Below are 14,687 nucleotides of genomic sequence, written 5' to 3'. Positions count from 1 at the left end.
AATCCGGTGTGTTTAATGACTTATATTGACAAAAATAACATAAGCTCTATTGTGATGAATATTTAAATAAATAAAAATTTGATAAGATATGAATCAAAATCAATTAGTACCCCTAAAGACACGCATCTCTTGGGGCATGGGTGGCTGGGCCGACAACTTCATGTTTCAAATACTGATAGTTCTTGCCTTCCCTATATATAATATTGAACTCGGTGTAGATCCTGTTTGGGTCGGTATGGCGCTAATGCTCCCCCGTCTTTTTGATGCCTTAACCGATCCTCTAATGGGAAATATTTCAGATAATACCCGAAGTCGCTGGGGCCGCAGACGCCCGTGGGTTTTTATGGGAGCTCTACTGAGCGCTATTTTACTTCCCTTACTTTGGATGCCACCTTTTTCAGGCAAAGAAGCCTCGATTATCTACTTTTCTGTAATCAGTACTGTCTATGCACTGACCTACACTATGTTTGTCATACCATACACTGCCTTGGGCTTCGAATTAAGTAATGATTATGATGAACGAACAAAGGTCATGACTTGGCGTATGTATTCCGGCTTGATCGCAGGCCTCTGTATCCCAAACCTATACGCCTGGTGCCAGCACGATATTTTTGAGGGCGACATCCTCAAAGGCGCTCGCTGGGTTAGCCTCATTGTCGCGGTAACAGTGCTTATTACTGGCTTAATACCTGCTTTTCTTTGTCGCGAAAATATCCCTAAAAAGAAACAAGAAAAACTCAAGCTCGGGAAAGCTCTTGTCGAAACGATCAAAGGGGGGCCCTTTCGCTTATTACTCAGCGGCTACCTTATTATTATTACAGGCTTACTCACTTCTGGAGCCTTAGCTCTTTACGTCAATATCTATCACGTTTTTGACGGCAATAAAAAATTAGCGGCAGAGGTTTCCGCACTCGCTGGCATGTTTGCCGTTGTAGGTGCTTACCTAGGCCTTCGCCTCGCCACCATTATATCAGCTAAGACAGGAAAGAAAGAGACCATGATCATTGGCCTATCTTTAACACTCATTTCGGTGGGCTCCATGATTTTCACGATGCAAGCAGGCTACCAAGTCCATGAATTCTGGGGCTTTAAATTCCATCCTCAAGCTATTTCTTTTTTCTTTTATGGCATGGGTCAACAAGCTTGCTGGCTACTCATCGACTCGATGACCGCAGATATCTGTGACGAAGACGAGTTACGCACTGGCAGGCGTCGAGAAGGCATGTTTGGTGGAGTCAAAAGCTTAGCGCTCAAATCAGGTGTTGCACTTACGGGACTTTTAGGTGGATTAGTTATCAGATCTACTGGCCTAAGCGATGCCTCACAAGGTGTTGATGTAGCAGTGGCGAGCACCCTCTATAGGCTTTTTATCATAATTCAAGCCAGCGGTTTAGTTGCCGGCATTATCATTTTTATTTTTTACCCCATCACTCGAGCTAAATCAGCAGAAACCCGGCGTCTTCTAGATACTAGAAATTCAGCTAATCCATTAACTTAAGGAAACTCATCATGCCCCAGACTTCCACTGTAAATAAAATACCACTTGAGCCTTTTGCAAAAGTCATAAAACAAGCTGAATAAAAGTAGAAACATGTTATCTCAATAGTTACCAAAACAAAAAGAGAAAAAACATGAATCTACCCGGCTTATGGGATACCATAGAAAAGTATTTATTTCCAGGCTTAGAAGAACTTTTAGGCGGAGAATTAACTAAGAAAGAGAAAGAGTTTGTTCGCATCTGCACAATAACTGAGCTTGATCAGTTCAGCCATGAATTTGAATGGTGTGGATTTGGGCGACCTCCGAAAGATCATTTTAATATAGTGAAAGCTTACATAGCCAAATCCGTTTATAACTTCGATACAACAAGATCTTTTATAGACTTTCTCAAATCAAGTACAAAGATACGTCGTTTATGTGGTTGGGAATTTGCAAAACAGCTTCCTCATGAAAGTACTTTTTCTAGAGTATTTGCAGAAATCACCGCCTCTCAGCTCTGCCAAAGAATCCATGAATTCTTAGTGGTAAAACATTGTGGAGACACCTTAGTACCGCACATTAGTAGAGATTCTTCAGCAATTGAAGCTAGAGAAAAAGTCATGTCTGAACCAGGGGCTGAGCCTAAAGCCCCTAAGAAACGAGGGCGGCCTAAAAAAGGTGAGATCCGAATTAAAGAAAAAACCGTAGTGGAAAAGCAGGTCGACCGGTCACTTGAAGAAAACTTAAAAGAGCTCCCAACGCACTGTAATAAAGGGACAAAGAAAAACAGTAATGGTCCTGAATCCGTGAGCTGATCTTAAAAAACAGCTTAAAAACAAGAAAACCTGTTGGTTTATAGTAATTTAAGTTACGACACCAAAATCACCCAACAGGTTTTCTCATGAATAAAGCATTTAAACTCGACACAGGCAATGATTCCCTTCACAGTATTGGCGGAATATTTTTAGGTGGCCAAGTCCTTCAACAAAGTGAAATTGACGATGAGTTCAATACAGATCACAAGGCCAATCATATCTTTCAAGATCTAGATATTTTCAAATCACAGGTGGGGTTACTGATTCAGGGGCGTGAACGCTTCACAGATATTAGTCAGTTTCGTGAAAACGAAGTCTTTATGAAATCACTTGGATTAAACAAAGTTCCATCCGAGGAACGTTTGCGTCAACGACTAGAAATCATGTCTTCTGAGCATGAAGTGCATTTAAAATCAGCGAATACAAACCTGCTCAAAAAACAGTGTATAGGTAATATATCAAAAGGGGGGATGAATTTTATTCCACTCGATATGGATGTATCACCCATGGATAACTCCGGTAGCCATAAAGAAAATGTGAGTTGGACATATAAAAATCATGACGGATTTTCTCCCATGTTTGCCTACCTTGGAACTGAGGGCTTTATGCTAAATAATGAGCTGCGTCCAGGTTCACAGCATGCACAAAAAGGGATGCCAGAGTTCTTAGATGACAGCTTTACTATGATCAAAAAATTAAAGCTTAAGCACCCCGTACTACTTCGTTTAGATTCCGCTCACGATGCTGAGGTTAATTTCGGACACCTTCCTGATGATCAATATTTTCTGATTAAACGGAACCTTAGAAAGGAATCTAAAGAACAGTGGCTATCCAACGCACGGCGTTTAGGGCGACAGCTTAAATCTCGAGATGGTAAGAGTGTCTTTGTCGGTGAACTCCATCACAAACATCCTGGAAACAATGAAGAACATAAAGTGGTTCCTGTTATTTTTAAAGTTACGGAACGACTCGAAGATCAAGATGGCAATCGACTTTTGATGCCAGAAATCGAAGTGGAGACCTATTGGACGAATTTACCTTTAGAAGCCGAGGATGTGATCGAACTTTATCACGATCATGGAACCAGTGAGCAGTTCCATAGCGAATTGAAGAGCGATATGAATGTAGAGCGTTTACCCTCAGGGAAATTTAAAGCGAATCAATTCTTTTTGCACTGCGCTATGCTCGCTTTTAATGTGCTCAGAGTCATTGGTAATCACCTTATCCATAATAAATCTTTGGCTCCAATTAAAATCAAAGCCCAACGACGCCGCCTACGGTGCGTGATACGTGACTTGATTTTAACCGCTTGTAAACACGTAAAGCACGCAGGAGATGAAACTCTCAAGTTTGGTCGACATAGCCCTTGGTTTAAGCTGTATCAAAAAATATCATTTAGCCTTTAATCCACTAATAAGAAGTTTATTGCAAAGCTCTTTTATTGAGTTTTGTGCTTTACTCTGTCCAAGTTGGGTGAATTGCCTTAGAAATTGCTATATTTACTATCCTTAGACACCTGATCACGAGCGATAGGCTTAAGAAATAAGGACATCTCACAATCTGGGATAAAAACGATCTAAGAATTACTCGACCAAACCATTATCTCATGAATCTCAAAACCTGATCACGGATTCAGGATGGTTATAAAGTTTCATGGAAAGGCTACAAGCTTCACTTAGATTGTATTGATGGAGATATACCAGTCGCAGGCCTATTGAGTTCAGCGTCTTTACACGACAGCCAAGCGGCAATCCCTTTAGCACAGATTAGCGCACAACGCATAACTAATTTATATGATTTAATGGATGCAGCCTATGATTCACCTTCTATCCATAAATTCAGCCATCTTTTAGGACATAAATCTATTATTGATCACAATCCTAGAAAAACTGGGGAGAAAAAGATTTTTGACCCGCCTGAAAAAGAACGGTACAAACAGCGGTCATCTGTTGAAAGAGTCTTTTCGAACTTAAAAGACAACTATGGTGGTAGGATGATCAGAGTACGAGGACATGCAAAAGTCATGACTCATCTAATGTTTGGCATTATTGCAATAACAGCAAACCAACTCTTCAAGACTATTTAGCAACTAACATAAAACTATACGTCATGATCAACTTGCGTCCATTTTTGGCTTGTTTATACTCACATGTATCCAATTTCGAGATACATGTGAGCGAGATCTTAAGATTTATCCTGGATGAACTTTTTAATCACTCTAATTCAGGACTTTTGCAAAAGGATCACTTGTATATCTTTTTCTTTTTATTCTATGCGCCAATCAGCTTGTAGCAAAAGAATCATCGACAAAGCCCAATATTATATTCATTCTAGCAGATGACTTAGGCTACATGGACTTGGCTGCCTATGCCAGTAAAATCAAAAATATCGATAGATCTGAACTTTTTTACGAGACTCCCCACATTGATCAATTAGTCGATCAAGGGGTCATGTTCACCCAGGCCTATGCTTCTAACTTATGCTCCCCGAGTCGCTCGAGTATAATCACCGGGAAACATTCCTCAAGACATGGCTTTATGACCGCTACCCCAGGACAATACAAAACCCATTATAACCAAGGACAAACACCCCCTACTGGTTTTGCTGCACAAGATGGCTTTTTCCACAAAACTGATCGAGCTCCATGGCCGCTGACTCAAGGAATGACAAATATTGCTCTACCCTTGGACGAAGTCACTTTTGCGGAAGCTATGACAGAGTATAAATCGGCCTTTATCGGCAAATGGCACCTGGGTGGTCACGGCTCAAAAGGCTTTGCACCTGCCGATCAGGGTTTTGAAGAAATTGCTTGGTTTGATGCCGGTGGCTCACCCTATTTTAACTGGCGAAAACGCTGGGATCGCAAGATAAAACAGCACGAAAAAATGGCGCAAAGTGAACTTCATCAAGGAAAAAGCGGGACTGCAACCGGCAAGGACTACCTCACCGACGACCTCGCCGAGCAAGCCTGCCAATACATCAAACAAAATCAAAAAGCTGACAAGCCCTTCTTACTCTACTTCTGTCAATTTGCGGTTCACACTCCTCTACAAGCCAAAAAAGCCGACATTAAACATTTTGCTCAAAAAAAGACTCGCGGCTGGAATCAGCAGAGCAACCCAACTTATGCCGGCATGCTAAAAGCGATGGACGATTGCGTCGGTGCCATGATACAGACTTTAAAAGAATCTAATCAACTCGACAACACTATTATTATTTTCATGTCCGATAATGGTGGCATCGTTCACCCAGACGAAAATGGCAAGGCAACAATTACTAATAACACTCCACTCAAAGGCGAAAAAGCCCTGCTCTATGAAGGCGGCATTCGCGTCCCGCTCTTTATTTGGTATCCAAGCAAGTACACCGCAAAAACCTGTAATCGTGCTGTCGACATCAACGATATCTTCCCCACCCTGCTCGATTTAAGTGGTCAAAGTTTAGATTCATATAAGACTTATGGCGATGGACAATCGCTCGTACCCCTGCTATCTGATCCCCAAAGCAAAGCCTACTCACGAGATAGCTTTTACTGGCATTACCCCTTTTATGTTCAAGTCGGCCTAACAAAAGGCGCACTCACTGCACCACGCTCGGCTATTCGCCAAGGTGATTGGAAACTCATTTTAAACTGGGAGGGTGGCCTCGAGCTCTATAATTTGAAATCCGATTTAGCAGAAGCAAACAACCTATCGCAACAAGAGCCAGAACGCATCAAGCAACTCTTCAAAAAACTCAATCACTGGATCAACAGCACGGTAGAGACGCGCTATATACCAATCAGCAATCCCAATTATAAAGCTCAGCTCCCAAAAGCTCGACCATTCAAAAACATTTTCATTGAACATCAATCACCTTGGCCATTAGGAAGGACCTCAAGAATCAAAACAAGCGAGTAAGCAGCCTTACTAAAGCCCTCCATATCAGACTCGTGCTTCTTAGCCACCGGCTTCTCGCACCCTTGAATAGAGCTGTATTTAAATTTAAGATAGACATTTTTTGACAAAAAATGGCTTTGTCATTATTGTTTTACGCTAATCTGGGTTTTATAATGAAATCAGCATTGATAGCTAAGCTATTATTAACTAATTTATAAGCACAGCTAATGAAAGAGTTCTACCTATGCCTACACCTAAAAAACGCCTCGGCCAAAAAGACGTCAGTCAGATCATCAAAGAACGTATTATTAAAGGTGATTTTTCTACCGCGGGACTACTACCACCCCTGCGAACATTAGCGACTGCCATTGGTAGCTCACGCCACACTATCTGGAATGCCGTAAGTCAACTCTGCGAAGAGCAATACTTGATCAGTAACGAGATGGGTCGCTACAAAGTTCACCCCCGCTTTATTTTTGGAAATAAAGGAGATGCGCCTCTAAATCTACTCTTTGCTAGTCAGGGCAAGGGCTACTTGGAAGATCCCCTTGAAGCGAAAATATTTCAGTATCTCTGTGAACATCAAGAAGGTCTTAAAATCACCAGCTCACTCAGCGCTCAACCAGCTGAATACAATGCTTCTGTGAAAGATTTTTCCGGCTATAACGCCACTATTCTGGCTGCTCCTTGGGCTCAAAAAATCCAGCCACAATTAAAGACTCAGGAAATTGCCAATGTCGCCCTCAATCCAGCCCTCGGCACGCCCTATTCACCCTTAGTCAGAATTGATTATTTCCACTATGGAGAATTAGCTGGCCAACAAGTCTGTGGCGATCATTTCACTAAACTTGTTGTGGTCAGATCTAGCAATGAAAACTCATCTATCGAGCAACTCTATTATTTAGGTCTGCTAAAAGCTTGGTTGCGCGCCGGTAAACTGGAGCGCAACATAAAAACTATTGCGGTGGAAAAAGACCTGTTTCAACGATTAGCTAGCTTTAAAAATGAGCTTCAAGATAGCGATGACAAGCACGCTTTTATTCTCTTCTCTCCCGATTACCTGCCCGAACTTCACAATGTTTTAGCTAAACAAGAACAATGGTTCCCTCAGGCCGTCGTCGCCATCGCTGATCAGCACCCTAGCCTTGACGAATTATCAGTCTCAAGTATAGGCTCAGATATAAAAGCCTTTTGCACGGCTCTCATTCAGCAATTGCGTCGCCAAGATGATTTAGCTCCAAGTATCATCCCGGGCAAAGTCATCACACGAAACTCACCACAAAATCTTCTCGGGAGTGATTTAAATGCCTAAAGATAAAGTCTTCCAATCAGTTCAAATTCAGTCTGATAGCATCTTACTATCACTCAAAGAGAGTATTGCTACAGGAGCTTTCCCGACCAACAAGCCAATCCCTCCTGTAAGGACTCTTGGCGAACAGTATAGTATCTCGCGACAAACGATTTCGACTCTCCTAAAAAGACTTTATGAAGAGAACTATATCTACCCCATGACTAGCGGGCGCTACAAAGCCAATCCCAAATTTGTCCCCAATAGCCTTGATACTGGTGAACCTATCAAACTTTGCTTTATTGGCGAAAAAAATAAAGAGGGCCTGGGGAATGACTTTGTTGGTCGCATTTATCAAGCATTCGAGAAGCATAAAAAAAGCTTTAACCTCGAAGTCGACTACCAAATTTACTTTGATCAACATGAAATTCTCAAAAAATCTTTTGATGCTTTTGATGCTATTATTTTAGCGGGTGATGCTGACTGGAAACCTGAGGTCTTTGACTATTTTCAAAAACAAAATAAGATAGTAACGTCTTGTCTTAGTCCTATTAATCTTCACCTTCCGGTCGGTGTGCGCATAGATAATGTCTGTGGTGGAGAGCTTTTAGCTACTCACATCATTGCTCACCATCATCAAAATATAAAGCGCATGAAACTCATTGGTGTTAGCCAGAACTATCCAGATTACTGGCATGAGCAATTTAGTTTTCGCGTTACCGGCTTTAAAAAAGTGTGGCTGGAAAAAGGGAGGAATCTTAGTGAAATCCAAGAACTCATCCTTCCTATTGACTACAATCAAATGATTGATCAATGGATACAAGTTGCCGAAGATCACCAAGAAGGCGATGCCTACTTTGCGCTCTCTGATAAAGATGCACAATTCCTCATCTCAAGTTTAGCCAGTGTAGATAAAACTTGTTCGCTTATTTTTTGTCCTGACAATAGTGAAATCGCAAGTAACAATAAACTCACTAGCTTATTTCCTGATCCAGAAAAAATTGCCTTTGCACTTGCCCACCAACTCAGAGTCATCGAAATTGAGGGTCCAGAACACAAGCAACTCGATTATATTATCCCAGAGCTCGTATATCGCTAATCTTTAATCAGCGCTTCTTTTTAAGAATTAGTTGAATTCCTGAACCCGTAACAAGGCACCGCTACTTTTGCCTTTTGTAGCCAGCGCTTAATTTGGTGGCTTTAATTATAATCAATTTTGGTATAGCTCTCACATCGGAGTCGTTCTATTCCTCTACGATTTTGTTGAGCCATCCCTTTGGGATTCGTTTTACATGGCATCGCCATGAAACCTTCTAGCCTGGGGTGTGAACCCCAGGGAATATGATATAAAAAACGATTCTCATGGTGAAACCATGACATATTTTATGATAAGGACCTTATACGAAATACTCAGTTCATAAGTTTGGGAGATTTTGCACATATCCTATAATTTTTTCGTCAAAATGTCGTCAAAGATCTAAGTAATATAAAATATTTAAGTCCATACTTCGTAATTCTTTATTATACAAAGCTATACACTATAAATATAAAAATCTTAAGAGGCACCACGCATGGGAAATGTATCGAAAATTTTCTACTCCATATTAAGTATCTTATTAATCTCGAGCTTATCACTCCAAGCTAATGATCTGCTTGATCCAAAAGGTAAAGCTATCGACATGTCCAAGCCCGTTAAAGTGTTTATTCTCATGGGCCAATCTAATATGCTCGGCTTTGGCAAGATCTCCGGTGGCAAAGATGGTTGTCTTGACTACGCTGTCAAAAAAGAGGGACTCTATCCATTTCTTCAAGACGACAAAGGTAGCTGGGTAACGCGCCAGGACGTTCGCAATGTTTTTACCATGGGTAGTGGAGGACCAAAAGGTCGAGGTGGTGTCAAAAGAAATGAATTCATGACGATAAAGAACGGTAAAATCGGCCCGGAAATTGGTATCGGTCATTACATGGGCAACTTGTATGACGATCCTGTTCTCATACTCAAAAGCTGTATTGGTAACCGTAGCCTAGGTTGGGATTTACTTCCTCCAGGTAGTCCTTCTTACGAGTTCGAAGATAAAGACAAAAAGTCCAAGCAAATGAAGACTTTTGTCTACGCTGGTTATGGTCAAAGCCCCGATCGCTGGGTGAAAGGTACTGAACCCAAAGCCATTAAATGGCAAGCCGGACTGCAGTATGACGGCGACGTAGCTAGAGCTAAAAACGTTCTTAATAATCTTGAAAAGTATTATCCTGGCGCCAAGAGCTACGAAGTCGCCGGCTTCTTTTGGTGGCAGGGAGATAAAGACCGCTACAACACTGGTCACGCCATCAAGTATGAACAGAACCTCGTGAATTTGTTTAAATCCTTACGCAAAGACTTTGCTAGTCCAAAGGCAAAAATGGTTGTAGCAACCCTTGGTCAAACAAACAAAGACAGTGCCAAAGGAAATGAAAAGCTTATTATCGACGCCATGTTTGCCTTAGAGAAAAATACTGAATTCAAGGGTGATGCGGCCACAGTTTATAGCCATCCGCTTAGCATGGGTGGGGCCTCCAATAGTCACTATGGCGGCAATGCAAAAACTTACATGAACGTTGGCCTCGCCATGGGCAAAGCCATGGAAGAATTATTGAAGTAAAAAAGATTTAATGGCCACGCCCTTTTGAGGAGGTGAATTGCGGTAAAATCTCAGTGTATTTTTACCGTGATTTAATTTCACTTTAATAGGTGAAGTCTCCTGCCATTCTCCGAGAGTGAAAGGTAAAAATATGTCATGCCTTTGCTGATTAAGCTCAAGAGAAAGTATTTGGCTATGCTTGTTGGTCACAATCATACTCGTCAATGAATACACGCCGGATTTTGTGACTTCTATTTCATATTCAAACTGAGTTTTCAATTCCTGCTGAGGCCCTTTGGGATCATTCTGTGGACTCTCTGCATAATAGTTTTTATCATAGATATCTGCCACTCTTTCCAAAACATTGCCATAGACATCGTATAATCCCCAAGGGTTCGGTTTTTTCTGTCCCACTTCATGAGATTTTTTCCCAGCATTATTTTTATTCCAGGCGTATTGATCTAATTGCGTTGCATCTTTGCCAAAGAACCATTTACCTGAACTACCAACTCGAGCAGCGTACTCCCATTCCGCTTCACTTGGCAGGCGTATTTTCTTTTTACTTTTTAAAGAAATATTTTCGCAAAATTTTAGTGCTTCTTTCCAGGAAACATTATCCACGGGATAATTAAGGCCTTTTGTGGATCGGCTCGGGTTATACGCCATAACAGCCTCAAACTGAGACTGGGTAATTTCGTATTTCCCAAGATAAAATCCTTTCGTGATGTTTACCTGATGCTTAGGTAGCTCAACACAAGTCCACTTGCTATCAGTTTTACTTTCACCACCCATAGTAAAAGAGCCAGGTTTTATGTACACAAAGTCGATACTGACTTCATCATTAATTTTGATACTTAACTCTTTTGGCGCTAACCCTCCACTATGAGTCATAGCAGCCCTGAAACCCCAGTTTTCATACTGACCATAGCCACTGCTCGGCAAACGCCAACCCGAAGAACAGGCCTTGGCATCTCCTTTCCATGACCCACCTCGCAACAGAGTTTTTCCCTGTAAATCAAATCGCGGTAAAAAGATCTGTGAACCACCATCAAAGCTCTTCATACTTGTCACGCCTTTAGCCCCATCCTGATTATAAGCCGCTGCGGCAATCAAAATACTGCCATCGCTATTGTACTTTATCTTTCGATCAAGTTGTGCTAATTGGGGGCTACTGCCTTTTTCATATGACTTGCCATCCGCCTCGCCCAAATTAGCTCCCAAAGCTTTCAAGGGTTTTGACTTTAAGTCCTGAATGATTTCACTTTGCTTTTTGAGGGCTAAGTCATTCCATACGCCCGGCTCATTTTTATCGTGTTCTCCATAAATGGTTTTTTCACCTAAGACACTTCCGATCCACTGTGCGCGTTTAACTTGAAGAAAGGCTTCTTGATCTTTTCTTGCCTGAGAGCTGGCGAGGAAATCTTTGTCTTTAACATAAAGAGTCTTAGTCCAACCAGCTCCCCAGCCACCACCGAGACAAACTGTCCAGCCTTCGCTTGTATATCGTGCTAACGCACCATGACCACGACTTGGCCGGGCAATCGTTGGAACGCCAAAAGCCCTAAGAATGAAGCGTCCAAAAAATGCCCGACGTCCACAGACTCCGCCATTCATTAAGATATTTTGATACTTTTGCAAGTCAGGTAAATCATACTTCACATCCCCTGAACCATAATTAACGTCACTGGTCACAATGCCAACATAGCGCCAGCCTTCAGCACTTTTTGTCACGTGATCGGGACGATAATTGCGCAATGTCTTGCGCCCCCAGGTCAGGACATCATTCGGTTCGTCACCATTGACGACCATGCGCAATTCCCAAACACTTAGATTTCTAAAATTTGTATCTAACTCACCATCCAAATAAGCCTTCTCATAATGCTGATAACGTTTCAGCGGATCCACAAACTCAGGTGCATTGACCGCTGATTCAGGGTTGACCTGCACAATGGGGACAGCGTGCTCCAAACTAATAGCGAGTGCCAAACGCTGAAACAAACCTTCATTAGCTAGTCCGTTGGCCTTTTGAATGCCCCTGTAAATTTTGATTGCTGGCCCATATTGCGACACACCTAAACTTCTGCCTATATGTGGCTGTTTTGCGCCATCCGCAATGAGCATTTGAACCATCAGTTCGTTGTCCTGAAGTAAGCCACTGATCAACTTTGCGTGCTCCGCACTCTGCTGCGCAAAGCTCGCTAAAGTTTTGGGACTTGCTTCATGTAGAACGACAAATTTTGCCAGCTTAGCATCTAGCTCACTGCTCTTTATGATACTTGCTCGCTGGGAAGCAGATTTCACTTTCATAACTTTTTTTAGGAGCTCACTTTGTAAGCTTATAAGTTCCTGATGATATTGCTGCTCCAATACCTGTCCTTGAGAGCTGAGATTTATCTCCTCCGCTCTAAGTGTAAGGGCACCAAGATACATAAAGCTAATCATAGCGACAAAAGCGGGGTATTTATAAAACTTATCTATCATATCTGACCTGAATTTAGAAATCATTACTTATTGACTTACAAAATAAAACGCCCATCTAAACCAATTATTTTGTCCTATTTCAGTAGATTATATAATCAATACGTCAAATATTACCTTAAGCTCAGATTTAAATTCAAAGTTGCCACTATAAATCAATATTTTTTCACAGTCACAAAATCATATGAAGGTCGGCACGGCATGTGCAAGGGCATAGAAGAGTTACTTAAGTAAAAATAGCTTCGGCTCTTCTTGTATGATCTACAATCAGACCGACCTATTTCTTTCTTACCAAGCCTTCGTCAGGCTGATTCCATAAGCGATAGGGATCGTCGTGTTTACGCATCTGCTCCAGTAAAAGAGCTTCCATTTCTTTGAGCTTTTCAGCGTATTGTGGATTACCGGCTAGGTTCACTTGTGTGTTTTTGGGCATATTTCCAGTGAGTTGGATGATTCCTGGCTCGTGGTGATAGCTGAGTAATTCATCTGGATTATCAGCCAAATTAAAGAGTTGTGTTTTCCGCACTTTTCCATCTAAAACATCGTACTTGATGAGCTTCCAATCACCCTTTTTGACGCAACGCATTCCCGGTTTTGTGCCCCCTGCGTAAACGCCAAATAATGCATCTCTAACCGTATCTTCACTTCCCTCTAATACTTTTTTAAATGATTTCCCCTGATTTGTTTTTGGAATTGGGATATTGGCTAAATCACAAAAAGTACTCAGAATATCCGTAAGATAAATATTTCCTTTTACGCGTTTCCCCGCAGAAATTCCTGGTCCTTTAACGATGAAAGGCACTCGAAAAGTATGCTCATAAAGGTTCTGCTTTCCTTGCAAGCCATGGCGCCCTATGGCGATACCATGATCAGATGTGTAAACAATGTAGGTATTATCCAATTCTCCCATGAGTTCTAACTTCTTGAGAACACGATCAATTTGTATGTCGATATTTTCACTACAGGCAAACTCACGTCCCAATTCATTGCGAATCGTTGCCTCATCACGGCGTCTCCAAATACCAGGTGCCGACACCTCATCTCGCAATCCCGGGTGACCATGATGAAAGGGATGTTCAGCTAAGTAGTTAAAAGGCAATTTTGGCGTTGGCCATTCCGGATTAAGCACCGGTGGCGTATTCTTGTCACGATGATTATAGGCACCATACTTTTTTAATAATTCAGGGGTACCTTCACGATCATCATGAGGATGCGAAAAACCATAATAAATCAAGAAGGGCTTTTTGGCTGTTTTTGTTTCACGCTGATTTAAAAAATTCAGCACCTGTTCACAATGCCAGGCACTCCCGGATTCAGCGGTACCTCCCCGTTTTGTGGCATCATGACGAATAGTAAATTTTGCGTTGGCCGCTGGGTAACTATTACCTTGTTTACAAGTTCGCATCGTTATATAACCTGCTCGATTAAAAACTGCGGGCAAGGTAAAGTCAGCTAAATTAGGCGGGCACATGCGCTGCCGCTTTTCACGATTAATAGATGCCGGTAACTTGAGTATAGCTCCGTGGGGCAGGTTCCACACATTGCGCCCCGACATGATCATATGCCGTGAAGGGTTACATACTGCTCCCTGATTGGATCCCATATGATGAGCTGCATCAAAAACAATCCCCTCAGCCGCCAGGCGATCTATTGTTGGCGTTTCAAGTGGAGATTTTTCATCGTAAATCTTCAGGTCAAAAGGTGACTGATCATCCACTAAAATAAACAGGAAATTTGGTCTTTCTGAAGCGTGGCCAAAGTAAATGGAAAGGAGAAGTAAACTTATTAAAAATTTCATTATTTAGGCTGTCCCTTTTGGTGTTTATAAAAATTTTAAGCCCATCTGAAACTCAGTCATAAGTTCAAGTGGCCTTCCCCTTTATGTACGCAAGTCAAAAAGGTTTTTTTGACAACATGAAGAGAGTATTTTTAATTTGTGACTGCGGATGCGTAGGAACGCTATAATCATTTTCTCTGCCAGAGTGAATCACAAAACATTATTCCTGCCAAGACAAATTATTGGGTACACCTATTTTAGGATATATAAATTATGGTGAAACCATTAAACTTTAAATAGCTTAGGGCAAAGCCCTAAGGCAAACGAAGCGAGAACCATACACATGCCTTTAGG

The 14,687-nt window shown here is 41.7% G+C and carries 9 protein-coding genes and 1 pseudogene; 8 read left to right on the top strand and 2 right to left on the bottom strand.

What is annotated here, in order from left to right; translation table 11 throughout:
* Nucleotides 1-88: 88 nt before the first annotated feature.
* The 8 genes and pseudogenes from PQO01_RS02970 (at nt 89) to PQO01_RS02935 (ending at nt 10,099) form a co-directional block, all read left to right on the top strand.
* Complete coding sequence (locus PQO01_RS02970; RefSeq protein WP_274312555.1) at nt 89-1,498, top strand: MFS transporter; 1,410 nt, start codon at nt 89-91, stop codon at nt 1,496-1,498.
* A 133-nt stretch (nt 1,499-1,631) separates the two neighbouring features.
* Nucleotides 1,632-2,294 carry a transposase gene (locus tag PQO01_RS02965; protein WP_274312554.1) on the top strand — a complete coding sequence of 221 codons (663 nt, stop codon included), beginning with the start codon at nt 1,632-1,634 and terminating at the stop codon, nt 2,292-2,294.
* 86 nt (nt 2,295-2,380) lie between these two features.
* Nucleotides 2,381-3,700, top strand: coding sequence for an IS1380 family transposase (locus PQO01_RS02960; protein WP_274311999.1), 1,320 nt, complete (start codon nt 2,381-2,383; stop codon nt 3,698-3,700).
* Nucleotides 3,701-3,933: 233 nt separating this feature from the next.
* Nucleotides 3,934-4,380 (top strand): annotated as a pseudogene (locus PQO01_RS02955) (transposase); the annotation flags it as partial.
* Nucleotides 4,381-4,561: 181 nt separating this feature from the next.
* Nucleotides 4,562-6,193, top strand: coding sequence for a sulfatase (locus PQO01_RS02950; RefSeq protein WP_337994445.1), 1,632 nt, complete (start codon nt 4,562-4,564; stop codon nt 6,191-6,193).
* A 223-nt stretch (nt 6,194-6,416) separates the two neighbouring features.
* Nucleotides 6,417-7,484: a GntR family transcriptional regulator gene (locus tag PQO01_RS02945; RefSeq protein ID WP_274312553.1), complete on the top strand. Its 1,068-nt coding sequence runs from the start codon at nt 6,417-6,419 to the stop codon at nt 7,482-7,484.
* On the top strand, nt 7,477-8,559 hold the full coding sequence (locus tag PQO01_RS02940; RefSeq protein ID WP_274312552.1) for a GntR family transcriptional regulator: 1,083 nt from the start codon (nt 7,477-7,479) through the stop codon (nt 8,557-8,559). The genes PQO01_RS02945 and PQO01_RS02940 overlap by 8 nt, the downstream gene beginning before the upstream one ends.
* 472 nt (nt 8,560-9,031) lie before the next feature.
* Nucleotides 9,032-10,099, top strand: coding sequence for a sialate O-acetylesterase (locus PQO01_RS02935; RefSeq protein WP_274312551.1), 1,068 nt, complete (start codon nt 9,032-9,034; stop codon nt 10,097-10,099).
* On the opposite strand, the gene PQO01_RS02930 is transcribed toward PQO01_RS02935, so the two are convergent.
* Nucleotides 10,088-12,559: an SUMF1/EgtB/PvdO family nonheme iron enzyme gene (locus PQO01_RS02930; protein WP_274312550.1), complete on the bottom strand. Its 2,472-nt coding sequence runs from the start codon at nt 12,557-12,559 to the stop codon at nt 10,088-10,090. The two genes, PQO01_RS02935 and PQO01_RS02930, sit on opposite strands and share 12 nt — an antisense overlap.
* A gap of 274 nt (nt 12,560-12,833) precedes the next feature.
* A complete protein-coding gene (locus PQO01_RS02925) occupies nt 12,834-14,354 on the bottom strand; it encodes a sulfatase family protein (RefSeq protein WP_274312549.1) in 1,521 nt (506 codons plus the stop codon).
* Nucleotides 14,355-14,687 lie beyond the last annotated feature (333 nt).

Source organism: Lentisphaera marina (assembly GCF_028745505.1).
Lineage (GTDB): Bacteria > Verrucomicrobiota > Lentisphaeria > Lentisphaerales > Lentisphaeraceae > Lentisphaera > Lentisphaera marina.
Note: the sequence above shows the minus strand (reverse complement) of the source record. Positions and strands in the feature narration are given on the sequence as shown.

Coding starts and splice junctions, on each gene's coding strand:
- PQO01_RS02970 (WP_274312555.1), top strand. CDS start 89: ATGAATCAAAATCAATTAGTACCCCTAAAGACACGCATCTCTTGGGGC.
- PQO01_RS02965 (WP_274312554.1), top strand. CDS start 1,632: ATGAATCTACCCGGCTTATGGGATACCATAGAAAAGTATTTATTTCCA.
- PQO01_RS02960 (WP_274311999.1), top strand. CDS start 2,381: ATGAATAAAGCATTTAAACTCGACACAGGCAATGATTCCCTTCACAGT.
- PQO01_RS02945 (WP_274312553.1), top strand. CDS start 6,417: ATGCCTACACCTAAAAAACGCCTCGGCCAAAAAGACGTCAGTCAGATC.
- PQO01_RS02940 (WP_274312552.1), top strand. CDS start 7,477: ATGCCTAAAGATAAAGTCTTCCAATCAGTTCAAATTCAGTCTGATAGC.
- PQO01_RS02935 (WP_274312551.1), top strand. CDS start 9,032: ATGGGAAATGTATCGAAAATTTTCTACTCCATATTAAGTATCTTATTA.
- PQO01_RS02930 (WP_274312550.1), bottom strand. CDS start 12,559: ATGATAGATAAGTTTTATAAATACCCCGCTTTTGTCGCTATGATTAGC.
- PQO01_RS02925 (WP_274312549.1), bottom strand. CDS start 14,354: ATGAAATTTTTAATAAGTTTACTTCTCCTTTCCATTTACTTTGGCCAC.